This is a genomic window from Enemella evansiae (genome assembly GCF_004362375.1).
Taxonomy (GTDB): domain Bacteria; phylum Actinomycetota; class Actinomycetes; order Propionibacteriales; family Propionibacteriaceae; genus Enemella; species Enemella evansiae.
Genome location: NZ_SNXA01000009.1, coordinates 570,054 through 595,032, shown reverse-complemented (window position 1 = coordinate 595,032; position 24,979 = coordinate 570,054). Strand labels below are relative to the sequence as shown.

The window sequence follows — 24,979 nt, the reverse complement described above, 5'->3', positions numbered from 1 at the left end:
CAGCGAGCGTGTCGAGATGAGGCACCCGAACGAGTGGTCGAACCCCAGAATCCAGCGCCAGTGGTCGAGCGGGGACGAGCGCATGCGGGTCTGCGGTCCACGGCGCCGAACGAGAGGCCGATTCTGGGGTTTGACCTTTCGGTGACCCGCGGCCGTTCCGCCATCAACCCGTTGGTCCATAAACCGGTGGCTGACCGGTCCCGGCCGGTCTACGCTGCTGCCATGAAGACGACGAGGGGGAGACTCCCATCCCGCCCATCCGGGCGGGAGTAGTTCCGGATTGGAGATACGAAATGGCGCGCAGCCTTTTCTATCGTCGTCGTTTTCTCAACCGTCGTGGACATCACGCCAATGCCTACGTGGTCGCCGAAGTGGAGTTGGAGCCCGGCAATCGGGGTGAGCGCCCCGATGTCTGCGCCCAGTTGACCATCGCCGACTGCCGTCGGTCGGCCACGCTCGACTTCGACGTGTACCACGACCGCGACGTCGCCAACGCGTTGCGCAAGGCTCGCCTGCTGCAGGAGATCCTCGACGGCTTCGTCGCTGCGCTTGAACACGCTGTCGACGAACGCGCGAACTCGGAGTGTGACGCTCAGCTTCCCGGCAGCTGATTGTCACTGAGCCCCAGGCGGACGTGCATGTCGGCGAGGAGGTGCACGTCGTCCAGCCAGCCGCGTACCTCGGCCTGGGTCGGGGCGAGTTCGTACGCCGCCAGATGGCTCGCGTGCGAGAGATTCGCCCACGCTGAGACGGCGCGTTGCGGCAGCTCGGTGCCCTCGAAACCGACGATCACCACCGCCAGTCGGCTGCGCGTACTGCATTGCAGGCCTGGTGCGACCTCGTCCGCGAAATCCGACAACAGCACCTCGAATGCCTGGCGGCCCAGCCAGCAGGCCATGTGCATGTGCCGCGGACCACCACCGTCAACCAGCTGCCCGGCCGCGGTCAGCAGAGCCTGATGGTCACGCATCGCGGGCTCGCAGATCATCGACGGTCGACTCGACATCCCGGCGCAGATCCTCCAACCGGGAGGCCGCCAGCGCCTCGTGTTGCCCCCTGTTGGCCGCGGTGATCGCCCGTCGGCGGTGGGGGCCGGTGTCGTACCAGGCGAAACAGTCGTCCAGCCCGAGCGCAAGCGCGACCCGGTCCGCGGTCGTCCGCCGCGCATCCCAGCGCTGCTCCACCTCGGTGCGACCGAGCCCGACCTTCCTGCCCAGGATGAACCATCGATCACGTGCGGCGGCTTCGATCGCCATCCGGAACAGCCCGCCGGCCACCCGCTCCTTCAACCTGTCCGGCAGCCGGCGATCCTTCAGCAACGCGCCCGCTTCGGCGACGTACACCCGCGCGGGGTCCTCCGCACCGCGAACCGTGACGCGGGATCGCGCACCCCGCTCGACCTGGATCAGTTTGATGGTCGCGGCACTGCTCAACATCCTTCGGCGCGCGGCGGCGGCCAGCCGGTCGTCGTGGGAGAACACCACCACCTGGCGGGTCCTGGCCAACGACAGCAGCACATCCAGCAGTCCCTCGACCTTCGCCGGGTCCATCGCCTGCACCGGGTCGTCCAGCACCACGAACCGGAACGGGCTCGCATCGGTCGCCACCCGGGGCAGGAAGAGCGCCAACGCCAGCGCATGCAGCTCACCCTGGCTCATCACCCGCAGGGCACCAGCCTGCACCCCGTCGACCTCGGCCGGAATCTCCAGCTTCTGCGCGCTCAGTTTGAGGTCACCCAGGTCGACGTTGCTCTCGTGCCGCAGCATCTTCCACATCTCCTGCGCACGCTGTCTGATCGGCCCGATCTGGTGCTCTCGGGCAGCGGCCATGACCTGCTTCATCAGGCCCTCAGCGGCCGCCAATCGCTTGCCTCGTTCATATTCCGTGCGGTAATCGCGGAATGCCGACACCCACGCGATGAGTGCTTCTGCGACCGGTTGCCACTCGTCGCGGCGTCGCTCGGCCTCGGCCAGCGCCTCGGTCTGCCAGGCCCCGGTCGACCGGGCCACCTCGACCAGCCCCTGCTCCGCATGGTCCGCCGCCCGGGCCGGATCGTTCGGCAGCACTGCCCACGACGACCAGGCCGCTGCGGCGGCGGCCTGATTGCTCAGCGGCACCGAATCCTGGGTCAACTCCGGCGGCGTACTACCGACCAGCCGGCGCAACCCGGCCCAGGCGGCGGCCAGTTCCTGGTCCGCCGTGGCAACCGCACGCTGCTGCTCCGAGGTCTGCTGCAGCACCGCTGCGGTCTGCGCGCGCCAGTCGGCATCGAGCGTGCCGACCCGGCACACCGGGCACTCCTCGACGCCCTGGGGATCGTGGAGTTCCATGGCCAGTTCGAGCAGGCCCCGGCGACGCTGGTCGAGCTCATCGTCGGCCGAATGCACGGCCCGTGAGCCCTCGGCCGCCTGCCGCAGCCGGGCCGCGGCCAGGCGTACCTGGTCCCCATTCGGAACGCTCATCTCGGCGATCCGATCCAGCACCGCGGTCCCACCCGGACCGTCGCGCACCACGGCCGCGGCCGCGAACGGGCCCATGTCGATGTTCGGGGTCGACCGTTTTGGCAGGGCCGCCAACAGCGGTACCGCACGCTCGTCCTCGGACTGTTCGAGACACGTGCGCAGGGCGTCGCGGCGTTCCTTCTCCAACCCGGCGGCACCCTTGACCTCCTTGCTGACCCCGCGCAGCGCCTCGCTGGCGGCGGTGAGCTGCTGCAACCCGAGTCCCCGTTCGAAGGCGCTCGCGGTGGCTCGCTGGTTCGCCTGCAGCAATGACTGGCCGAGTTCCTCGTAGGAGAGCAGCGGCCGGAACACCGTCAGCGCGTTCTCCCAGCCCAACTGCGTCAAGTCACCCATCTGACCCGCACGGAGCACGGTGCTGGTCGATCGGGACTTGTCGGTCTCGTTCTCGGCCCAGGCGACATCGATCGAGAAGTCCTCGCCGGCGTCCTCGGTCAGAGTCAACGAGATGGCGGGTTCCGCGTCGGTGTGGAGATTGCGCCACTCGGGGTCGAACTGGGTGTTCAGCCGATGGTCGCCCCAGCGGTGGGTCTTCCCGGTGAGCGCGACCTCAAGAGCTTCGGCCAGCGACGACTTCCCGGACCCGTTGCGGCCACTGATCACGGTGAGACCCGGAATCGGGTCGAGCGTCAGATGGACGGCCCCACCCACCCCGCGGAAACCCTCCACGGTCAACCGCTTCAGCCAGACCGCCGCGAGGTCGTCCCGCGCAGGTGGGTCGCTCGGTGTCGGCGAATCTCCGCTGAGCGCCTGACGGATCGCGTCCGGTCCGTCGAAGGCCGCCCGCACCAGTGCGGCGGCGGACTCGTCGGCGTCCTGGAGATGGTCGGTGACCCACTGTCGCAGATCGGTACCGGGATCGACGCTCATCTGGCCTCCTGGCTGCCAAGGGGGCCGAGGTACGCCCCCCTGCTGGGAGCCTAGCGGTCTGTCAGCTCGCGGACCGGGGGTTCTCCGCGATCTCCTTGATCCGACCGAGCGATTCCTTGAACAGCGTGCCGATGACGGCCTCCATGTTCAGCGACAGGGCGGAGAGGAAGCTCAACCCGGTGGTCTCCTGGGTCATCGTCCAGACGAGTTCGGTGGTGGTCTGGTCGTTGCCGGGCAGCACGATGAACCGCATCCGGCTGTGCGAGCGCCAGGGCCGGTCCAGATGGATGTCGATGGTGATCCAGAACGGCGTGCTCTCGGTGATCGACAGATTCCCGGCGCCCCCGCGCCGATCCCCCTGCCAGGCGTACTCCGCCCCGATCCCGAACTCGGCCCCGGAGAACTGCCGCTCCAGACCCGGATCCGCGTGATCCCACGGTGACCACTCGGGCCAGCGAAACAGGTTGTCGATCAGCGGATGCACGCGCCCGGGCGGGACGTCGATCCGGATGCTGTGCGCGGCGCTGAACGGTGCCATGGGCCGATCCTCCCACCTCCCGAGGCCGCGCCGTCTAGGCTGCAACGGTGCACAGGCGAGCGGTGTTGGGGGTGGGGCTCCTCGCGCTGCTCACCGCCTGCTCCAACCCGACCGACGATGCGGGCGGTGACGACCGGAAACCTCGCCGCTTCACCGATTCCGCCGGGCTGGCCTCCGACTATCTGGTCTTCGCCAGGAATGTACGCCGCCCCGCCGGCCTGCTGCTGTTCTTCCACGGCGACGGGGCCTGGGAGCCCGATCCGGCCCGGTCGGCCGCCCTGGGCGGGGCAGGCGGAATCATCGAACAGGCCCGCCGCCGCAACCTGGTGACCGCGCTGCTGCGTACCCCCGACACCGGCACCAACACCTGGTACCGCAACGGCGCCGCCAACGCGGCGTGGACCGCCGAACTGCTCACCGACCTGCAGCACCGCTACGACACCGAGAGCAACCGGATCTGGCTGGTCGGCTACTCCGGCGGTGCACACTTCCTCACCCGCCAGCTGATCCCGGCCCGATCGGAACTGATCGGCGGTGGGGGAGCGGTGCTGTTCTCCGGTGGTGGGCCGCCGTCGGACCAGACCGCCGAGCTGAATCCCCAACTGCGCAACGATTTCCGGATGTTCTTCTATGTCGGCGCCGACGACACCAATACGGCCGGCCGGCTCAACTCGGTGACCACCGCCGAAGCCGGTGAGCGCTGGTACGCCGCGGCCGGCATCCGCGTGGATCACGAGTTCCCGCCTGGGGTCGGGCACGACCTCGGTGACCGGATGGGCCCGGTCCTGGCTCGGCAACTCGATCTGCGCTGACGCCGGTGGCCGAGCGTACGCTCTGAGGGTGTCCGCACCGCTGTTCGTCGCCACGATGCCCGCCGCCGGGCACGTCAATCCGTTGCTGCCGGTGCTCACCCGGCTGGTTCGCTCCGGCACCCCGGTGGTGGCCGCCGGCACCGAGGAGTTCGCCGACGCCCTGCGCGCGACCGGCGCCGAGTTCGTGGGCTATCCAGCCGGTGTTCTCGGCTCGGCGGACATCGCCGCGGCGACCCGGTCCGGTGGCAGTGTCGCGGTGATCGTGAAGATCCTCACCGCGACAGCTGAGTTCGCACCATTCGTCGCGGAGCAGGCCCGGTCCTGCGGCGCCGCGGCCGTGCTGCATGACTCGAATGCCCTCTGGGGGCGGATCGGGGCCGCACTGGCGGGTCTCCCGACGGTGTCGTTCATGACCACGATCCTGATCGGCAGCGGTGCGGTGAAGGCGCTCAGCGTGCGCGAGGCGCTCGCCGAGACCGGGCCGACGCTGCGCAATCTGCCGGCCGCGATCCGCGCCCGGCGTACGCTCGTGCGCACCTTCGGCGCCGACCTGGTGCCCGCCACTCCGATGCTCCCGCTGCGCGGTGACCTCACGATCTTCCCGGTGCCCCGCACGCTGCAGGGTTCCGACGACCGGCTCGATGACAGTTGCATGTTCGTCGGGCCGACCGCCGACCCGGGCAGCACCGACGACCTCGACCCGGAACTGGCCGCCTTCCTCGACACCGACCAGCCGGTGGTGCTCGTCTCGCTCGGCACCCTGCACGCTGCCGGGGACGACTTCTTCGCCACCTGCGTCGATGGGCTCGGGGACCTTCCGATCCGCGTCGTGATCGCCACCGGCCGGGACACCCCGCCAGCCGCGGTCGCGGGGGCGCCGTCGAGTTTCTGCTGGCGCACCCGGGTGCCGCAGCGGGCCGTGCTCGCGCGCAGTGCCGCCTTCGTCACCCACGGCGGCATGAACAGCGCGCTCGAGGGCATCGCCGCCGGCGTACCGCTGGTGGTGATCCCGCAGCAGGTCGAGCAATTCCTTATCGGCAAGGCATTCGCCGATCAGGGGGCCGCGACCGTATTGCGGCAGAGCCTGGCGCACCGCCCGGTCCCCGCCGTCGCACTCCGTGATGCGGTGCAGCGAGCGGTGACCGATCCCGCGCTGACTCGGGCGGCGGTCGCCCTCGGCGGCACGATGCGCACCGAAGGTGGCGCGGATCGTGCCGCCGAGCTGATCAACGAGTTCCTGGCCGAGCGGGTACGCCGCTGAGGGCCAGTCAGCTCATCTCGACACGGTCGCTGCGCGACCTACTCGATGAGCGTTGGGGGTCAGCGGTGCTGACCGTGGTAGGGCCGCAGGGCGTCCGCCGGGATCTGGCCGAAGCGGCCGGTCTGGAAGTCCTCGATCGCTGAGATGATCTCCTCGCGGGAGTTCATCACGAACGGCCCGTACTGCACCACCGGCTCGTTGATCGGCTGCCCACCGAGCAGGATCAGCTCCAGTGCCGGCGCCTTGGAATCCTGGGATTCCGAAGCAGCGAAGGAGATCCGGTCACCGTCGGCCAGCGCGACCAGGTTGCCCTCGGAGATCGGTCGCTCGTCGGAGCCGACCGTTCCGCGCCCGGACAGCACATAGGCGAGTGCGTTGAAGTCCTTGCGCCAGGGCAGCGACAGCCGCGCACCGGGCTGGATGGTGGCGTGCGCCATCGTGATCGGCGTGTGCGTCGAACCGGGGCCCTGGTGGCCCTCGATCTCCCCGGCGATGATCCGGACCAGCGCACCGGCATCGGCGGAGGCGAGCAGGCCGACCTGATCACCGGTCAGGTTCTGGTAGCGCGGGTTGAGGAACTTGTCGCTCTTCGGCAGGTTCACCCAGAGCTGGATGCCGTGGAAGGTGCCACCGGAGTCGACCAGCGCGGCCGGCGGGGTCTCGATGTGCAGGACACCGGAACCGGCGGTCATCCACTGGGTGGCGCCGTTCTCGATCATCCCGCCGCCGCCGTGGCTGTCCTGGTGCTGGAATCGGCCGTCGATCATGTAGGTGACGGTCTCGAAGCCGCGGTGCGGGTGCCAGTCGGTGCCGCGCGGCTCACCCGGGGCGTACTCCACCTCGCCCATCTGGTCCATGTGCACGAACGGGTCGAGCAGCTTGGGGCTGGCGCCGGCGAACGCGCGGCGAACCGGGAACCCCTCGCCCTCGTAACCGCTCGGGCCCCTGGTCAGGGACACCACGCGGCGCTCGCGCTCGTCGGGCCGGGCGGGCTGCAGGCGCGGCAGGGTCATCGTGTCGGCGGTAACAGCGGGCATGGTGTCCTCCTTGGAGATGAGCGTACGCCTACCCGAACGATTGAAGGTTCAACGATATTCCCCGCGCCGGGCAGCGTGGTTACCGCGCGGTCAAACCCCAGAATCCGTCCCTCGTGCTCGAGCGCGGCCCGCAGACCCGCATCCGCTCGTCACTACTCAGGCACTGGGGTAGAAGAATGGGGTTCGACCATCCGGTAACTCATTGGACGGTGGATCCTCAACCGTGGCGGAGGCGGGCGAACTCACCGGGGGTCCAGCCGGTGGCGGTCTTGAAGTCCCGGGAGAAGTGGGCCTGGTCGGCGTACCCGAGCTCGGTGGCGACCTCGGCCAGCGAACCGATGCCCTGGCCGAGCCGATCGGCGGCCTCGTGCAGCCGGTGTCGTCGGATCAGCCACAGCGGGCTCAGCCCGATCCGCCGGCCGAGCAGGCGCTGCAGCGTACGCTCCCCGAGCCCGAACGCCTCGCCCAGTTCGCCGACGCTCCGCACGGACTCGTCGGATTCCACCCGCTCGACGATCGCGTTCACCAGTGCCGATTCCTCGTCCAACGGCAGCAGCCCGCGCAGCCGGTCCTCGATCACCGACCGCCCCGCGGCATGGGCCACCGCGTCGTGCGGATCGGGTGCCATCAGCGCGAGCAGCCGTTCGGTCACCCCGGCGAACGCCTCGACCGAGTCCAGGTCGATGAACGCGTCGGTCAGCCTCGCCACCGATCCGCCGAGCAGCAGTGCCCCCGCCGCGGGAGTGAACATCACCCCGAAACCCCAGGAATTCCCTTCCAGCACGGTGATCGACAGGCCTCGGTTCGGGCCGGCGAAGCGGGAGTATGCCGGGGTGGTGATCGCCAGGCAGATCGGATACTGCAGCACCTTCTGCTCCGAACGCTCGGCGGCGGGCACCTGCCAGACCGGGATCCAGTAGCGCCGGATCAGCCCCGAAAGCTCCGGGCCCGGCGGATAGCGATGGATGGTGAACCGCTGGTCGCGCGGATCGCGCAGATGGGCGCGCTCGATGTCATCGGAGCGCCGCGGCACGTTTCCCTGCACCTGTCGGAAATTATCAAGACCCGCACCACCACGTCTCCCTAGCCTCGGGATCGACACCGACCAGAAAGAGGCACCCTCATGACCGGAACCCAGACCGCCCAGCAGGGCTGGATCGCCGTCGCCGACCCGTTCACCGCCGTCGTCGACCGGGTCGCCGACTGGACGGCGGCCAGCCCGTGTGCGGGCTGGACGGCCGCCGACGTGTTGGATCACGTCATCACCACCGAGCGCGACTTCCTCAGCGGCCAGGGCATCGAACTGGCCGCGATCGACACCAGCATTGAGGATCCGGCCGCCCGGTGGGTGGCCCACGAGACCGCGGTCCGGGCGTTGCTGGCCGATGACACCGTGGCCGAGCGCCGCTACACCGGTGCCTTCGGTGAGACCACGATCGGCGCCTCGCTGGGCAGCTTCTATGGCTTCGACCTGATCGTGCACCGCTGGGATCTGGCCGCCTCCCAGGGGGTGCAGGAGCCGTTCACCGACGCCGAGCTGGACCGGTTGAACGCCTCGATCGACGGGTTCGGGGAGCATGCGTACGCCCCCGGAGTCTTCAGCGGTCCGCTGACCGCGCCCGAGGGGGCGACCCGGCAGGCACGCGTGCTCGCGCGGACCGGTCGGGCCGGCTGACCGACGGGACGGTTCGTCCACCGTCGGCGCGTCACCCCAGCGGGTCCGCCAGCAACCGTTCGAAGGCGGCGTCGGCGGCGCCGATCAGCAACCGGTCCGCACCGAGCGCGGCGGTGGAGATCTCCAACCCCTCGGCGGATGCGGCGAGCGCGCGCCGGCGCACCTCCTCGTCGAAGGCCTCCGGATCCAGATCCCGCAGGATCCCGAGGAAACCGCCCAGCACGATCATCGACGGGTTCAACACGTTCACGGCATTGCCGAGGGTGGCGGTGAGGATTCGCCGCTGCCGCGCGACCTCGGCCACCACCCGCCCCGACGGAGGAGCGGTGAGCGCGGCGCGCAACTGTTCGTCGTCGGGTGCGGTGAGTCCCACCGCGTGCACGAGCCGCGCGCGGTTCACCTCGTCCTCCAGCACGCCACCGTCGGCGCGCCGATCCGCGGCGTCGGACACGCTCGCCGAGGTCTGCCCCCACTCGCCGGCATATCCACCGACACCGCCGATGAGGGTGCCGTGCAGGATGAGGCCGCCACCGATGCCGCTGGCGCCACCGTTGAGGTACACCACGTCCTGGTGCTCCCGGGCGGCGCCGAACAACCGCTCGGCGCGGGCACCGAGCGAGGCGTCGTTGCCCACGACGACCTCGAGTCCCAGCCGCGCGCCGAGGGGTCCGGCGATGTCGGCATCACGCCACTCGAGATGTGGGGCCAACCGCACGAGGCCGTCCGAGGCGCGCACCAGGCCGGGCACCGCCAGGCCGACGCCTTCCACGTGGCTCCCGCGCAGCTCGTCGTCGCGCCAACCCGCCACCACGCGTACCACGATGTCGACGACGTCCGCGACATCCGGTCCGTCGACGGGAATGCGTACCCGCTCCCGCACCGCACCGCCCAGCGAGACCGCACCGATCTCGACGGCGTCGATCTCGGGGTTGACGCCGATCGCGACCACATCGGAACTGGGCGCGACCACCGGCGAGGGGCGCCCGACGCGACGCGTCGGATCGGGCTCGTGCTCCTCGACGAGCCCCGCCGCGACCAGTCGACCGACGAGATCCGACACGGTGGAGCGGTTCAGCCCGGTCTCCCCGGTGATGACCGCCCGTGAGCGGGGGCCCGAATGGTGCACCAGGCGCAGTACCTCGGCGAGATTCGTGCGCCGCACCCCTTCGACGGTTGTGGCGCGTTGGCTCATGCGTCTCTCGCTTCCGGCACGCGGTGGGGACCTCAGACTAGCGATCGCCGCCGGCCTGTGCAGGCGCGTAGGTGAATCGGGTGATGCGCACGTCACCGCGCGGCTCATTGCCGTCGCTCGTGGCGTACGCACCGATCCACAGACCGAGGAAGCCTCCGGTGGAGGACGCGTCCAGGTCCCGCCCGTCCGCGGTGATCACCTCGACCTCCCCGCACCGCAGGGTGTAGTCGTAGCCGCGTCCGCGTAGGGCCAGCTCCACCTCGTCAGCCTCGGGCAGCGCGCCGAGATCGCGTCGCTGCTGCTCTCCGCGGCGGCAGTGCTCGGCCCAGAGGCGCAGCCCGTCGGGTGCGCGGGTGACGATGACGGCGACGTGGTCCCGTTCGGACTGCCGCAGCACCAGGCCCGCGCTCTCCTGCATGGCGAGTTCGCGCACGTCCAGCGTGCAGCGCACGTCGACGTCGGCATGCTGCTGGCGCAGTCCCAGGAACGCGGGGGTCGACGCCTCGTGCAGCGATGCCGTACGCACGGGAAGGTGCCAGGCGTCGCCCTCGACGACCGCGACCTCGGCGGGCAGCGCGCGCAGCGCGGTCCATCGCGGGTCCGCCGGCCCGACGACGCCGGTGATGCGGTCATCCGGTTGCCAGGACCCCGGCGGTGCGTCCTCGACCGCCCACGGGACCGGGACCGCATCCGGCAACCGCCCCTCACTCGGGGCGAACACCGGCCAGCCGTCCTCCCACACCACCGGGCAGAGGAAGGTCTCCCGCCCGAGCGGATAGTGTCGGCCGTCGGCCGCGCGCATGGCCAGCATCACCGCGAGCCAGGAGCCGTCCGGCGCCTGCACGAGGTCGGCATGGCCCGCGCCGATCACGCGGCTGGTACGCCCCAGCTGCCGATGGGTGAACACCGGATTCGCCCGATTGCCGACATACGGCCCGGTGATCTGGTCGGCGTACGCCACGCTGACCGCGTGGTGGAACTCCGTCCCGCCCTCGGCGGCGATCAGCAACCAGCGCCCGTCGAGCTGATACAGGTGCGGTCCCTCGGCCCATACCGCGCCGTGTACGGCGCCGCGCCAGATCACCTGCTCGTCGCCGACGAGGGCGCGCCGGGCCGGTGAGTATTCGCGGACCCAGACCTCGGTCTGGTCGTGCCACTCCGGCTCCGCGGCGAGGCGGGTGCCGTGCAGCCACACCCGGCCCTCGTCGTCGAACGCGATCGACGGATCGATGCCCTCGACATCGAGCATCACCGGATCGCTCCACGGCCCCGCCGGATCGCTCGCGGTGACCAGGAAGTTGCCGCCTCGGGTGGGGTCCTCGTCGTCGACGAGCGTGCAGGCGACCCAGAACTGCCCGAGCCCGTGCCGGATCGTCGGTGCATAGAGCCCGCCCGAGGACTTGATGCCGTCGAAATCGAGCATCCCGGGGCGGTCGATCACGTGCCCGATCGTCTCCCACCGCACCAGGTCGCGGGAGCGCAGCACCGGCAGGCCCGGAAGGTACTCGAAGGTGGAGCTGACGAGGTAGTACCACTCACCCGCCCGGCAGATCGACGGGTCCGGATGGCAGCCGGGCAGGATCGGATTGCTGGCCTCGATCATGCGCTCGACACCGTGACCCGTCGCGCGTCGGCCGGACCGACCTCGTGCACACCGCCGGTGAGCCGGACCGGGAGCGCCGCCGCGGCCGACGCCTCGGCGTGGGCGGCCGTCCACACGCGTACCTCACCCGGTTCGACGACCCGCCTCAGGCGGCGGTCACTGAAGGCGAACCGGGCGGCGGGCACCTCGAAGCGGAGGGTGCGCCGCTCACCGGGATCGAGTTCGACGCGGGCGTAGCCGAGCAGCTGCGCCACCGGGCGGGTGACGCTCGCCGCCATGTCCCGCCCGTAGAGCTGCACGACCTCGGCGCCGCGTCGGGGGCCGGTGTTGGCGACGGTGACGCTCGCGGTGAAGACCCCGTCCGTGGGCGCCTCGGCCGAGACCGCGAAGCCCTCGTGGGCGAAGCGGGTGTATGACAGTCCGAAGCCGAACGGCCGCAGCGGTGTCGGATCGGTCGAGGTGACCTCGGAGGGTCCGCCCAGGATGGGGTGCAGATAGCTGTAGGGCTGCGCGCCCGAGGACCGCGGCAGGCCGAGTGGCAGGCGCCCCGAGGGGGAGATCGCACCGGTGAGCACGTCCGCGATCGCCGGGCCGCCCTCCTCACCCGGGAAGAAGGCCTGCAGCACCGCCCCGGGGCGGGCTGCCCCGTCGTCGAGCGCCCAGTCGATCGCGTAGGGCCGGCCGGAGAGGACGACCATGACCACCGGCGTACCCGTGCTGACCACGCGCTCGACGAGCTCGCGCTGCACACCGGGAAGGTCGAGCGATTCCACATCGTTGCCCTCGCCGACCGTGCCGCGCCCGAAGAGACCGGCCTGGTCGCCGACCACGACGATCGCGACATCGGCGTCCGCGGCGGCCTGCTCGGCCTCGGCCAGGCCGGAGCGATCGGTGCCCTCGACCGCGGCCCCGCGCACGTGCACGATCTGCGCCTCCGGGACGGCGGCGGCGAGTGCCTCGCGGACGGTGGGGATCTCGATGCCGAGCTCGTGATCGGGGTGGTGCGCGAGCACGTGGTTGGCGAACGAATAGCAACCCTGCAACGCATCCGAGCGGTCGGCGTTGGGGCCGAGGAGCGCGATCCGCCGTGCGGTCGCCGGCAGCGGCAGGACGCCATCGTTCGACAGCAGCACCAGCGATTCCACCGCCAGCTGGCGCGCGACGGATCGGTGCCGCGGGGTATCGAGATCGACGGCGGTGGGGGCATCGTCCTCGAAGGCGTCCGGGTCCAGAAGCCCCAACTGCTCCTTCTGGGTGAGTACGCGGATCACGGCGCGGTCCAGGTACGCCTCGTCGAGGGTGCCGGTCCGGACCCGCTCGATCAGCGGTTCGAGGTATGCGTCACCGGAGGGCAGCTCCACGTCGATCCCGGCCCGCAGTGCGAGCTCGGCTGCCGCACCCCGGTCGGCCGCGACCGCGTGCATCACCTCCAGGAACGCGATCGCGAAGTAGTCGGCCACCACGACACCGTCGAACCCGAGTCGTTCCCGGAGCAGGTCGGTGAGCAGCGCCGGGTCGGAGGCGACCGGTACGCCGTCGATCTCGGCGTAGCTGTTCATGACGCTGCGTACGCCGCCGTCCCGGATCGCCATCTCGAACGGTGGCAGGAAGACGTCGGCGACCTCGCGCGGCCCCGCGGACACGGGGGCGTGGTTGCGGCCCGCGCGCGAGCCCGAGTAGCCGAGGAAGTGCTTGAGCGTTGCATGCAGGCCGGTGGACTGCAGGCCCTGGACGTAGGCGGTACCCACGGTTCCCACCAGGTAGGGGTCCTCGCCGATGCATTCGTCGACCCGTCCCCACCGGGGATCGCGGACGACGTCGAGCACGGGGGCGAGACCCTGGTGGATGCCGAGGGTCCGCATCGACTCCCCGATGAGCGCCCCCATCTCGGCGACCAGCTCGGGGTCGAAGGAGGCGCCCCAGGCCAGTGGCGTCGGGAACGTCGCGGCCTGCCACGCCGCCAGCCCCGTCAGGCACTCCTCGTGCACGAGTGCGGGGATGCCGAGGCGCGTCTCGCGCTTCAGCCGACGCTGCTCCGCCCAGAGCCAGGCCGCGCGCTCCGCGGGTTCGACGGGTCGGGTGCCGTAGACGCGGGTGTAGTGGCCGATGCCGTCGCGGGTCACCTCGGTGAGCGTGTCCTGGCGACCGGCGGCCGCCATCTCGTCCTGCAGGGGCGCCACCACCTCACCGCCCTGATCGAGCCAGTACCCCACGAGTTGGGCGGCCTTCTCCTCGAGCGTCATCCGTGCCAGCAGCTCGCCGACCCGCTCCGAGGCGATCGGGAAGGCCGGGATGTCCTCCGTGGCGGCGGGCTTCATGGTCGTGTCCGAGGTCATGCTCAACCTTTCACCGCGCCGGTCAGGCCGCCAACGATGCGGCGTTCGAAGAGGCCGAAGAAGAGGAGCGCGGGCAGCATCGACAGCGAGGTGTACGCGAGCACGCGGGCGGTGTCGACCGAGTACTGCGAGGAGAAGTTCTGCACACCCAGGGGCAGGGTGAACAGGCTCGGGTCGTTGAGGATGAACAGCGGCAGCATGTAGCCGTTCCACGAGCCGACGAAGGCGAGGATGCCGACGGTGACGACCCCCGGCAGGCTCAGCGGGATCACCATCCGCCAGAAGAAGCCGAGGCGGGAGGCGCCGTCGACGGCCGCCGCCTCCTCCAGCTCCTTGGGGATCGCCTTCAGGAACGGCACCAGGATGATGATCGTGGCGGGCAGGGCGAACGTGATCTGCGGCACGATGATCCCGGCCAGGCTGTTCACCAGGCCGAGGTTGCGGATCAGCAGGTACAACGGGGTGATCGCGACGGTGACCGGGAACATCAGCCCCGCGGCGAACACCGCGTACATCACCGGTTTGGCCGCGAACTCGTACCGGGCGAGCACATACGCCGCCATCACGCCGAGCACCACGGCGCCGGCGGTCGTGCCGATCCCCACGATGGTCGAGTTGACCAGGGCGGTCCAGAACTCGGAGCCGGCCAGCACGTCGGAGTAGTTGGTGACCTGCCAGGGCGCCGGGAAACCGGACGGATCCTGGGTGATCTGCGAGTTGGTGCGGAAGCCGCCGATGATGATGTAGAGCACCGGCGTGATGCAGATCGTCACGAGCACGATCGCGATCAGGTACAACCCGGGGCTCCCCCAGGGGGCCTTGTTCGAGCCGCGGACGGTGGCCCGGCGATCACGCGGCCGCCCGGGCGCCGTGGTGGCGAGAGTGTCGTTGGTCATCGGCGGCCCTTCCCCTTGTCACCGGTCAGTGCGCCATCGGTGTCGCGCCGCAGCACGAATCGCTGATAGATCAGACCGACGACGAGCGAGATCAGGAAGAGCATCACGGCGACCGCGTTGCCGAAGCCGTAGCTGCCGGCGAGATGCCCGTTCTGATACATGTAGGTCGCCATCGTCGAGGTGCCGGCCGTGGCGGCGATGTACTGGCCCCAGATGATGTTGACCAGGTCGAAGAGCTGCAGGGAACCGATGATCGACAGGAAGGCCCAGATGCGGATCGTCGGGCCCAGCAGCGGCAGGGTGATGTTGCGCTGGGTCTGCCAGAACCCGGCACCGTCGATCGCCGCGGCCTCGTGGAGTTCTTCGGGGATGGACTGCATCCCGGCGAGCATGAGGATGACCGCGAAGCCGATGTACTTCCAGGTGATGATGATCATCAGCGTCCACAGCGCGAGCTTCGGGTCCGCGAGCCAGGACTGCTGGAGGAAGCCGAGTCCGAGCTTGCCGAGCAGCGAGTTGACCGCGCCCGCGTCCTGCATCATGAGGTTCCAGCCCGTGCCGACGATGACCTCGGAGACCACGTAGGGCACGAAGATCAACATGCGGACCAGTGACTGCCCGCGGAACTTCTGATTCAGCAGCAGGGCGAAACCGATCGCGATCGGGCCCTGCAGGACCAACGAGAGCACGACGATCGCGAAGTTGTGCGTGACCGCGGCGCGGAACGTGTCGTCCTGCCACATGTTGACGTAGTTGTCGAGGCCGACGAACTGGGTCGGCAGGCCGAACCCGTTCCATCTGAAGAAGCCGTAGACCGATGCCATCGCCACGGGCAGGATCACGAATCCGACGAACATCAGCAGGGCGGGTCCGGAGAGCAGTGCGATCTCACCGCGCTTGCGCCAGTCGGCGCGGGCTCGTCGCACCGGGGCCGGGGCGGGCCCGGTCCCGGCGCGACGGTCGCTCTCCGGCGCGGCCCCGGTCATCACCTGGGTGCCAGTCATGCTCTTGCTCAGCCCCGTGCCGCAGCGGTGGTCATCTTCTGGACCAGACTCTCCGGGGTGCCCCGCCCGGCCAGCATCTCGACCACGCCGGTGTTCAGCGCGTTGCCGACGTTCTGCCCCAGGGCGGTGTCGAGCCAGAGTGCGACATAGGGCGCCTCACCGTAGGCCTCCATGAGGGGCTTCAACGAGGGGTTGTCGACCGCGCCCTTGGCGTCCTGGTTGGCCGGGATGGTCTGGAACGCCTGGGCGTACTTCTCCTGCCACTGCTTCGACGCGACGAAGTTGAGGAACTTCTCGCAGGACGACGGTGACTCCTTGGAGCAGGAGTAGCCGTCCAGTCCACCCATCATCGCGCCGGGCTCGCCCTGGCCGCCGGCGACCTCGGGGAACGGGAACCAGTCCAGATCCGCCAGCGGCTTCTGATCCGGTGTCAGGTTGGCGACCACGCCCGGCTCCCAGCCGCCCATCAGCTCCATCGACGCCTTGTGGTTCGCGAGCAGACCGGCCGAGGAGTTCGCACCCTGCTGGGCCGAGGTGGTCAGGAAGCCCTCGTTGAAAGGCTGGACCTGGGCGAACTTCTGCAGGTTGTTCGCCGCGGTCATCCAGCAGGGGTTCTTGAAGTCCTTGGTGGTCGCCAGGTTGGTGATGACGTCCTTGCCGCAGGCGCGGACCGCGAAGAAGTAGTACCAGTGCGCGGCCGGCCAGGCGTCCTTCGCACCGAGGGCGATGGGTGCGACGCCGGTGGCCTTGAGCTTGCCGACGGCGGCCTCGAGATCGGCCATCGTCTTCGGGGGCTCGGTGATGCCCGCCTTGGCGAACAGGTCCTTGCTGTAGAAGATGCCGCCGGGCAGCACCGCGGTGGGTACGCCGTAGACCTTGCCGTCCACCGTGAAAGCGCTGAGGGCGGCCTCGCCGATCGCACTTTCGATGGCCGGGTCGATCTTGCCGCTCAGATCCTTGACCTGGCCCGCGGCCACGACATCGGCGAGCTTGCTGCCGCCGCGCGCCATGAAGACATCGGGCATGTCACCCGAGTTGACCGCGGTCTGCAGCTTGCCGTCCATGTCCTCGTTCTGGATCGAGGTGACCGTGACCGTGACATCGGGGTTGGCCGCCTGGAATGCCGCGGCCGCATCGGTCCAGAACTGCCTGCCGGCTCCGGTGCTCGAGTTCTGCCACACGGTCAGCTCCTGCTTGCCGCCGTCACCTCCCTCGGAGCCGCCGGAACAGCCGGCGAGCGCGATCGTTCCCAGGAATGTCAGGCCAACGGCGGCGGCCAGGGCTTTGCGGATCTTCATGCTGTGTTCCCCTCGTCATTGAGTCCAGCACCGAGCGGCTATTTGTTGCCGACTACAGCGAATTACCGTCCGCCCACTGTGACACCGCCACGACGCGGCTGTCAATCGTTATCGATAACGTTTTCTATCGCTAGATTGGAGGAATGAGCCGCCGCATCACGATCCACGACGTCGCGCAGGCTGCCGGTGTCTCCGTGGCGACCGTCTCCAAGGCCATCAATGGCCGGGACGGGGTCGCCCCCACGACGCTGGAGCACGTGCGGGAGATCGTCGCGCGCCTGGGTTATGAGAGTTCGCTGGTGGCGACATCCATGCGGCGACGCCGGACCGACGTGATCGGTGTGCTGGTGGCCGAGTTCGAACCGTTCGCCGTGCAGCTGCTGCAGGGTGTCTCCTCGGCACTGCAGGGAACGCGGTTCGATGTGCTCGCCTATGCCGGCAGCGTCTCCGCCGGGGAGCATCTCGGCTGGGAGCGCCGTTCGCTGTCCCGGCTCGGTGGAACGCTCATCGACGGTGCCATCCTGGTCACTCCGACGACGATGCCGACCGACGCGAGCGTGCCACTGGTCGCGATCGACCCGTCCGCGTCCACCGGCTCCGACGGCCCCGCGACCGTGAGCGTGCACAACGCCGAGGGCGCCTTCGCGGTGACCGAGCACCTCATCTCACTGGGCCACCGCCGGATCGCGCACCTGCGCGGCCGCACCGACCTGGACTCCGCACGCCAGCGCGAGCGCGGTTACCGGCGCGCGCTGGAGCGGGCGGGCATCCCGGTGGATCCCGCACTCGTCGTCGACGGCAATTACCGCACCGCGAGCACGACCGCCGGTGCGCACGCCCTGCTCGACCTGGCCGCACCGCCAACCGCGGTGTTCGCCGCGAATGATCTCTCCGCGATCGAGATGATCCGCGTCGCGCGCGAGCGGGGCCTGCGGGTCCCCGACGAGCTGTCGGTCGCGGGCTTCGATGACGTGCCGGAGGCCGCGGCGCACGTGCCGCAGCTCACGACCGTGCGCCAACCGCTCGCGGCGATGGGTGCCGAGGCCGTACGCCTGCTGCTCGCGATGCTGGACGGGGCCCCGTACGAGCATGTGCGGATGCCGGCAGAACTCATCGTGCGGTCCTCCACCGCCGCCCCGCCGCGCTGATCTGCCGCGATCGACACCAGCGTTGAGAATCCGGCCGGGGTGGTGACGGCGCCTGAGGGGTTCATCTCGACACGCTCGCTGCGCGAGCTACTCGATGAACGTGGAGAAGCACGCTCGCTGCGCGAGCTACTCGATGAACGGGGTGGGGGCGACCCGGCAGGTACGGTGCGCGTACCGGCCGGGCCGCCTGAGTCCTCTCGACACGGTCGCTGCGCGACCTACTCGAGGACCGTTCACTGCCGCAATGAGGATTCCAAGGCTTCCAGCATGAAATCGATGTCCTCGTCGCTGGCCACCAGCGGCGGGGACAGCCGGATCGTCGACCCGTGGGTGTCCTTCACCAGCACCCCACGCTCGAGCATCGCTTCACAGGCCTGGCGGCCGGTCATCAGTGCCGGATCGACATCCACACCCGCCCAGGCGCCGCGGATGCGTACCCCGATGATTCCGTTGCTCACAAGGGATTTCAGGCCGGCCTCCATCCGCGCACCCATCCGCCGGGCGTTCTCCTGGTAGGTGCCCTCCTCCAACATCGACACCACCTCGGTGGCGATCGCGCTCGCCAGCGGATTGCCGCCGAAGGTCGACCCGTGCGTACCGGGGGTGAAGACATCCATGATCTCGGCATCCGCCGCGATCGCCGACACCGGATAGAGCCCGCCGCCGAGCGCCTTGCCCATGATGTAGACATCCGGCACCACCTGCTCGTGCTCGACCGCGAAGGTCGTCCCGGTCCGGGCCAGCCCGGACTGCACCTCGTCGGCCACCATCAGCACCCCGTGTCTGCTGGTGAGCTCGCGTACCTCCCGCAGGAAACCCTCCGGCGGGATGATCACTCCGGCCTCGCCCTGGATCGGCTCCATCAGCACCGCAGCGACGTTCGCCCCTTCCTCCGCCAGTGCCTCCGCCAGCGCGGCCGCATCACCGTAGGGGACATTGCGGAAGCCGGGGGTGAACGGTCCATAACCGATCCGCGCCTCCGGATCGTCGGAATAGCTGACGATGGTGGTGGTCCGGCCGTGGAAGTTGCCGCGCATGGTGATGATCACGGCCTCGTCGGCCGGCACGCCCTTCACCTGGTACGCCCAGCGCCGGCTCAGCTTGATGGCGGTCTCGACCGCCTCGGCACCGGAGTTCATCGGCAACATCTTGTCCTTGCCGGTGAGCCGGGTGAGCGCCTCGGCGAAGCCGTTGAACTGGTCGTTGTGGAACGCCCGGGCGGTCAGGGTGAGCCGCTGCAGCTGCTCGGTGGCCCGCGCCACCAGGCGCGGATTCGCATGGCCGAAGTTCATCGCGGAATAGCCGGCCAGTGCGTCGAAGTAGCGTCGGCCGTCGACATCGGTCGCCCAGGCCCCCTCGGCTCTGCTCAGCACAACCGGCAGCGGGTTGTAGTTCTTGGCCGCCGATCGCTCGGCAGTGGTGATGAATCGTCGGGTGGTTTCGGAAACTCTGCTGTCGGAGTGGGTAGTACTCATACCGCAGGGAATCACACCCCAGCGAACAAGACCATGGGTTTGCGACAGGTATACAGTGCGCCCCATCGAGGTCCCTGATATGCCCATTCGGGGCCGCTGCGAGGAGGAGTGGAGTGAGCGAGTTCGCCTACGAGGACATGCTGCCGATCGGGGAGGATCAGACCCCCTGGCGCAAGCTCACCGACGAGGGCGTGAGCACCGCGACCGGCCCGGATGGGATGCAGTTCCTCAAGGTCGCGCCCGAGGCGCTGACGCTGCTCGCCGAGACCGCGATGCACGACATCGCGCACTATCTGCGGCCCGTCCATCTCGGGCAGCTGGCGAAGATCATGGACGACCCGGAGGCCTCCAACAACGACAAGTTCGTGGCCCTCGATCTGCTCAAGAACGCCAACATCGCTGCCGGTGGCGTCCTCCCGATGTGCCAGGACACCGGCACCGCGATCATCATGGGCAAGCGCGGCCAGCACGTGCTCTCCGCCGGGGTCGATGAGGAGCCGTTGGCCCGCGGGGTCTACAACGCCTACACGAAACTGAATCTGCGCTATTCGCAGAACGCCCCGATCACCTTCTTCGAGGAGAAGAACACCGGCTCCAACCTGCCGGCGCAGATCGAGTTGTACGCCGACACCGCGCCCGGTCACGAGCAGGCGTACAAGTTCCTGTTCATGGCCAAGGGCGGCGGCTCGGCCAACAAGTCCTACCTCTACCAGGAGACCAAGGCGATCCTGAACCCCGAGCGGATCATGACCTTCCTGGAGGAGAAGATCCGCTCCCTCGGCACCGCCGCCTGCCCGCCCTACCACCTGGCGATCGTGGTCGGCGGCACCTCGGCGGAGTTCGCGCTGAAGACCGCCAAGTACGCCTCCGCGAAGTATCTGGACACCCTGCCCACCACCGGCGATGCCCGCACCGCGCGCGGCTTCCGGGACCTGGAGATGGAGGAACGGGTGCTCGAACTGACCCGCAACCTCGGCATCGGTGCCCAGTTCGGCGGCAAGTACTTCTGCCACGACGTGCGGGTGGTACGCCTGCCGCGGCACGGCGCCTCGGTGCCGGTCGCGATCGCGGTCTCCTGCTCCGCCGACCGGCAGTGCCTGGGCAAGATCACCCCCGAGGGTGTGTTCATCGAGCAGCTCGAGTTCGAGCCGGCCAAGTACCTGCCGGACACCGTCGATGCGGACCTCGAGGAGGACAGCCACGGGGTCTCCGGCACCGGCAAGGGCGCCGCGGTGAAGATCGACCTGAACCGCCCGATGGCCGACATCCTGAGCGAACTGTCCTCCCACCCGGTGAAGACCCGGCTCTCGCTGACCGGCACGCTGATCGTGGCCCGCGACATCGCGCACGCCAAGATCAAGGAACGTCTCGACGCCGGTGAGGAGATGCCGGGCTATCTCAAAGACCACCCGGTCTACTACGCCGGCCCGGCGAAGACCCCGGAGGGGATGGCCTCGGGGTCCTTCGGGCCGACCACCGCCGGCCGGATGGACTCCTACGTCGACCAGTTCCAGGCCGCCGGCGGATCGAAGGTGATGCTCGCCAAGGGCAACCGGTCCAAGCAGGTCACCGATGCCTGCAACGCCCACGGCGGCTTCTATCTCGGCTCGATCGGTGGCCCGGCGGCCCGGCTCGCCCAGGACTGCATCAAGAAGGTGGATGTGGTCGAATACGAGGAGCTCGGGATGGAGGCGATCTGGAAGATCGAGGTGGAGGACTTCCCGGCCTTCATCGTCGTCGATGACAAGGGCAACGACTTCTTCGCCGAGGTCGCCAAGCCCATTGCGATGACCATCTCGGTCCGCCCGGACATCGACTCCCAGTCCTAGCCACGTACCTCGAGTAGGCCGCCCGCGGCCGTGTCGAGAGGTACGCAGCAGTCCCTCAGGCAGTCTCCGTGGTCACCGGCGTCGCCGTGGCGTTCAGGTGCCGCAGCTTCTCGGCGATGCTGATCAGCTGGTTCTCGGTGAACACCTCGCCATCATCGGTATAGGGGGATTCGAAGAGCCGGCGAGGTTCCATCACCCCGTTTGCAGTGAGTTCGTTGATGATCATGGTGACGAATCGGACCTGGTCGACGGTGTAGTCACCGGTCTGCAGGAACTCGGCGAAGGCCTCCTGGGCCGCGGTCCGGTCCAATCCGATCAGCGTGCGTAGGAAGCGCCCGAGGCCGCCCTGCTGTTCGGCGGCCCAGGCGATGTCGGTGCGCGCGGCACCTGCGTCTTCCAGGATCGCCTCGAGGGAGTTGATGTCGGTGCCGGTGAGTTGCATGCCCCGGCGGAGCCGCTGGATCGCCACATGATCCTCGTTCGCCCTGAGGAAGGCGGTGGCCTTGGCCCGGAATCGTTCCGGATTCGTACCGGTGGTGGTCCCGGGGAGGCTGACCTCGACGCCCTCGAGGAAGGTGTCCTCGAAGTCGGTGTAGACGGGGTTGCGACTGGTGCGCTCGATGAGGCGGACCAAACCGCGCAGCCGAAGGCGGATCAACTCCAACATCGGAAGCGTGACGTCCACCCACCATTCGTCACCGGCGACCTGTTCGATCAACGGCGCCTGCTCGGCGACACTGGGGATCGCGGTCTTGCCGAGTAGAGACTCGGCGATCAGTTGGATCTGTTCCCGGGCGCGCTCGGCGGTGACCGGGTCGTTCTCGAGCTGAGAGAGCTGACGACGCAGCACCAGCAGGTCGAACCGCTTGGCCTGCTCGTCGGTGTCTCTGGCCGACGATGGCAACCCGGCCAGTTCTTGGGCCTGCTCGGCGTCCTCGGCGCTGAGTTGCTGCCAGGCCTCGGCGTCGGTGAAGCGTTCCACGGCCGCGCGATGCGGACGTACCAGGACGTTGTCGAGGGTCATACCGGCGACGAACTCGTGCAACTGGGCGGCGGCCGAACGGCGCAGGTCCGGCGCCTCACCGGCCCGGTCGAGGGCGCGGATCAGCCCGAGCCGATCCTCGAACAGGCGCTGGGTCAACGACTTCTGGACCGAGCCCTCGACGGCAGGGAGGTCCTGGCTGAAGAACTCGAGGTTGCCGCAGAAGTCGAAGACGAGGAAGTCCTTCTTGTCCTCCCCGGGTCCGAAGAGATCGGGACGGAGCCGGGTGCCGCGACCGATCATCTGCCAGAACTTCGACTTGGAACGGACCAGTTTGAAGAAGACCAGGTTGACCACCTCCGGGACGTCGATCCCGGTGTCCAGCATGTCGACGCTGATCGCGATGTGGGGTGCCTTCTCGGGTTGGGAGAAGTCGTCGATGAGGCTCTGGGCGTACGGGGTGCCGTGGGTGATCACCCGGGCGAAGTGACCCGCATACTCCGGCCAGGCGAGGTCGAATCGCTTCTGGATGAACTCGGCATGGGTCTGGCTCTTGGCGAAGATGATTGTCTTGCCGAGCCGATCACCGCCGGCCACCTTGTGGCCGTTGCTCATCAGTTGGGCGAGAACCTTGTCCACGGTGTCCTCGTTGAAGAGGAAGCGGTTGACGTCCTCGGCATCGACCTCGGCGGGCGGGCCGTCGTCACCCCAGTCGAGTGCATCCCAGTCGTCCTTCTCCTGGTCGCTGAGGTCGGCGTACCGGATGCCTCGGCGGAGGAACTTGCCCTCGATCGCGATGCCCTTGGGTGGCACCAGATAGCCGTCGTCGACCGCCTCATCGAGACCGTACGCATCGGTGGGTACGCCGTCCTCCAGGTGGAAGAGGCGATAGGTGTTGTGATCGACCTCGTCCTTGGGCGTGGCTGTCAGGCCGACCAGCATCGCGTCGAAATAGTCGAAGATCGCGCCGTACTTGGCGTACACGGAGCGATGCGCCTCGTCGATGACGATCAGGTCGAAGAAGCCGGGACCGAAGCTGCGGCGGCCTTCGGCGACCTCGTTGACCAGGTTGAGCATCGTCGGGTAGGTGGAGACGAAAACCCGCCCGTCGGTGGACTTCTCGGTGACCAGGTTGATCGTCGTGGCGTTCGGCAGATGCGCCTTGAAAGCGTTGGCGGCCTGGTTGACCAGGGCGGTGCGATCGGCGAGGAAGAGCACACGCTTGACCCAGTTGGCCTTCATCAGCTGGTCGACCAGTGCAATGACGGTGCGGGTCTTGCCCGATCCGGTCGCCATCACCAGCAGGGCGTCGCGCTGCTTCTCGTCGAAGGTGTTGTCGACCGCCTTGATGGCGCGCAGCTGGTAGTAGCGCTCTACGATGGCGGGGTCGATCGGTGTCGTCTCGAGCTGGGCGCGGGTGGTACGCCGTTGGATCATCAGCTCCAACTCGTCGCGGGTGTAGAAGCCCTGGACGTCCCGGGGTGGGTAGCCCGCTGCGTCGTCCCAGATCCAGTGTTCATAACCATTGGTGTAGAAGATGACCGGTCGGCGTCCGAATCTGACCTCCAGGGAGTCGGCATAGAGCTTAGCCTGCTGCTGGCCGTCGTGGGCGCTCCGGCTGGTTCGCTTGGCCTCCACCACGGCCAGGGGCAACCCGTCGGCGCCCCAGAGCACGTAGTCGACGTAACCCGTGCCCCGGTTGTTCGGCATGCCGTCGACCTCGTACTCGCGGTCACGGGGTTGATCGAGCGGCCAACCGGCCTCGTGCAGCAGGATGTCGATGAACTCGTCGCGGGTCTCGGCTTCGTTGTAGTCCCGGTTGTCCCGAATCGTGCTGGCAGCCTGTGCGGCTTGGACCTGTTCCCGGAGTTCGGCGATCTCCCGCTCGTGCTGGGCAAGCAGCTCGTCCTTCTCGGCAAGTTCCTTGGCGTACGCCTCATCGCGCTCTTTGAACTTCTGCGCCAACCGGACGACCTCGGCCCTGCTGAGCGGTGCGGCGCGGGCCGCCAGCTTCTCATCGAAAACGCTCTGGGTAGGGACGGCGTCTGGGGTGATGCTGTAGCGCAGTGCGGCCCAGATCATCACATGGTGCAGGTCGCGAAGTGCCTGGACCGAAGTCGACTTCTGGACCGGCTGGGTCTGGTGCACCGCGACGTTGCCGAGCTTGCGCAGCAGATTGAGCTTCATATTGATGGCGTTGCCGGTCTCGGTCTTGAAGGCTGCGTTGTTGATGCGCGCGGATAGATCGTCCTTGTAAGGCGTCCGGATGGCCAGCAGGTCGTAGAGGTGACCAACGAGCACCTCGATCGCACGCCGGCTGTAGATGCAAGCCGCGCGGGGATCGGAGACCAGGTAGGACTCGGCCCGGACGCAATCCGCATGGATCTCCGGCCACGATGCCTTGAGGAAGGGGAAGTTGCTCACTGGACCTCCAGGTGCTGCCGCGCCGGCGGGGTTGGCCAGCTGCTGGTGGTCACTCTAGAGCGACACCGGGGCCGTTGGTG

At 68.7% G+C, this 24,979-nt stretch carries 19 protein-coding genes; 6 read left to right on the top strand and 13 right to left on the bottom strand.

The annotated features are described in order from the left end of the window. Window positions 1-293 precede the first annotated feature (293 nt). Window positions 294-611: a hypothetical protein gene (locus tag C8D81_RS10835; RefSeq protein WP_133626045.1), complete on the top strand. Its 318-nt coding sequence runs from the start codon at window positions 294-296 to the stop codon at window positions 609-611. Here C8D81_RS10835 and C8D81_RS10830 read toward each other — a convergent pair. The 3 genes from C8D81_RS10830 to C8D81_RS10820 form a co-directional block, all read right to left on the bottom strand. Then, window positions 593-970 (bottom strand): hypothetical protein, encoded by a 378-nt coding sequence (locus C8D81_RS10830; RefSeq protein WP_133626044.1) that lies wholly within the window; start codon window positions 968-970, stop codon window positions 593-595. The two genes, C8D81_RS10835 and C8D81_RS10830, sit on opposite strands and share 19 nt — an antisense overlap. Continuing rightward, the gene (locus C8D81_RS10825) at window positions 963-3,389 is read right to left on the bottom strand and encodes an ATP-binding protein (protein ID WP_133626043.1); all 2,427 of its coding nucleotides are present in this window, start codon (window positions 3,387-3,389) and stop codon (window positions 963-965) included. Before C8D81_RS10825 ends, C8D81_RS10830 begins: the two co-directional genes overlap by 8 nt. Before the next feature lie 61 nt (window positions 3,390-3,450). Beyond that, a complete protein-coding gene (locus tag C8D81_RS10820) occupies window positions 3,451-3,927 on the bottom strand; it encodes an SRPBCC family protein (RefSeq protein ID WP_133626042.1) in 477 nt (158 codons plus the stop codon). A 47-nt stretch (window positions 3,928-3,974) separates the two neighbouring features. Here C8D81_RS10820 and C8D81_RS10815 point away from each other — a divergent pair, with 47 nt between their 5' ends. Both C8D81_RS10815 and C8D81_RS10810 read left to right on the top strand, forming a co-directional pair. Next, a complete protein-coding gene (locus tag C8D81_RS10815) occupies window positions 3,975-4,739 on the top strand; it encodes an alpha/beta hydrolase (RefSeq protein WP_133626041.1) in 765 nt (254 codons plus the stop codon). A gap of 28 nt (window positions 4,740-4,767) precedes the next feature. Further along, window positions 4,768-6,000, top strand: a complete 1,233-nt coding sequence (locus C8D81_RS10810; RefSeq protein ID WP_208109217.1) for a nucleotide disphospho-sugar-binding domain-containing protein — start codon at window positions 4,768-4,770, stop codon at window positions 5,998-6,000. A 59-nt stretch (window positions 6,001-6,059) separates the two neighbouring features. Here the strand turns inward: C8D81_RS10810 and C8D81_RS10805 are convergent, their stop codons facing one another. Beyond that, window positions 6,060-7,037 carry a pirin family protein gene (locus C8D81_RS10805; protein WP_094357538.1) on the bottom strand — a complete coding sequence of 326 codons (978 nt, stop codon included), beginning with the start codon at window positions 7,035-7,037 and terminating at the stop codon, window positions 6,060-6,062. A 217-nt stretch (window positions 7,038-7,254) separates the two neighbouring features. Further along, complete coding sequence (locus C8D81_RS10800; RefSeq protein ID WP_208109216.1) at window positions 7,255-8,082, bottom strand: helix-turn-helix domain-containing protein; 828 nt, start codon at window positions 8,080-8,082, stop codon at window positions 7,255-7,257. Window positions 8,083-8,160: 78 nt separating this feature from the next. On the opposite strand from C8D81_RS10800, the gene C8D81_RS10795 reads away from it, so the two are divergent. Next, window positions 8,161-8,712: a maleylpyruvate isomerase N-terminal domain-containing protein gene (locus tag C8D81_RS10795; RefSeq protein WP_133626040.1), complete on the top strand. Its 552-nt coding sequence runs from the start codon at window positions 8,161-8,163 to the stop codon at window positions 8,710-8,712. A gap of 31 nt (window positions 8,713-8,743) precedes the next feature. Here the strand turns inward: C8D81_RS10795 and C8D81_RS10790 are convergent, their stop codons facing one another. From C8D81_RS10790 to C8D81_RS10765, 6 genes are all read right to left on the bottom strand, one after another. After that, a complete protein-coding gene (locus C8D81_RS10790) occupies window positions 8,744-9,874 on the bottom strand; it encodes an ROK family transcriptional regulator (RefSeq protein WP_208109215.1) in 1,131 nt (376 codons plus the stop codon). Window positions 9,875-9,941: 67 nt separating this feature from the next. Then, complete coding sequence (locus tag C8D81_RS10785; protein ID WP_094431196.1) at window positions 9,942-11,507, bottom strand: glycoside hydrolase family 43 protein; 1,566 nt, start codon at window positions 11,505-11,507, stop codon at window positions 9,942-9,944. Continuing rightward, window positions 11,504-13,843 carry a beta-xylosidase/alpha-l-arabinosidase gene (locus tag C8D81_RS10780; protein WP_229119564.1) on the bottom strand — a complete coding sequence of 780 codons (2,340 nt, stop codon included), beginning with the start codon at window positions 13,841-13,843 and terminating at the stop codon, window positions 11,504-11,506. Before C8D81_RS10780 ends, C8D81_RS10785 begins: the two co-directional genes overlap by 4 nt. Before the next feature lie 2 nt (window positions 13,844-13,845). Further along, window positions 13,846-14,739, bottom strand: a complete 894-nt coding sequence (locus C8D81_RS10775) for a carbohydrate ABC transporter permease (RefSeq protein WP_094431195.1) — start codon at window positions 14,737-14,739, stop codon at window positions 13,846-13,848. Then, complete coding sequence (locus C8D81_RS10770; RefSeq protein WP_094404864.1) at window positions 14,736-15,743, bottom strand: carbohydrate ABC transporter permease; 1,008 nt, start codon at window positions 15,741-15,743, stop codon at window positions 14,736-14,738. The genes C8D81_RS10775 and C8D81_RS10770 overlap by 4 nt, the downstream gene beginning before the upstream one ends. 8 nt (window positions 15,744-15,751) lie before the next feature. After that, entirely contained in the window at window positions 15,752-17,041 is a 1,290-nt protein-coding gene (locus C8D81_RS10765; RefSeq protein WP_094404865.1) for an extracellular solute-binding protein, read from the bottom strand. Between the two features lie 143 nt (window positions 17,042-17,184). On the opposite strand from C8D81_RS10765, the gene C8D81_RS10760 reads away from it, so the two are divergent. Then, a complete protein-coding gene (locus C8D81_RS10760; RefSeq protein WP_094404866.1) occupies window positions 17,185-18,189 on the top strand; it encodes a LacI family DNA-binding transcriptional regulator in 1,005 nt (334 codons plus the stop codon). Window positions 18,190-18,422: 233 nt separating this feature from the next. On the opposite strand, the gene rocD is transcribed toward C8D81_RS10760, so the two are convergent. Continuing rightward, window positions 18,423-19,664, bottom strand: a complete 1,242-nt coding sequence (gene rocD / locus C8D81_RS10755; protein ID WP_094404867.1) for an ornithine--oxo-acid transaminase — start codon at window positions 19,662-19,664, stop codon at window positions 18,423-18,425. A gap of 113 nt (window positions 19,665-19,777) precedes the next feature. Here rocD and C8D81_RS10750 point away from each other — a divergent pair, with 113 nt between their 5' ends. Beyond that, a complete protein-coding gene (locus C8D81_RS10750; RefSeq protein WP_133626038.1) occupies window positions 19,778-21,493 on the top strand; it encodes a fumarate hydratase in 1,716 nt (571 codons plus the stop codon). Between the two features lie 55 nt (window positions 21,494-21,548). Here C8D81_RS10750 and C8D81_RS10745 read toward each other — a convergent pair whose 3' ends face one another. Further along, window positions 21,549-24,899, bottom strand: coding sequence for a DEAD/DEAH box helicase family protein (locus C8D81_RS10745; protein WP_094404869.1), 3,351 nt, complete (start codon window positions 24,897-24,899; stop codon window positions 21,549-21,551). Between the last annotated feature and the right edge of the window lie 80 nt (window positions 24,900-24,979).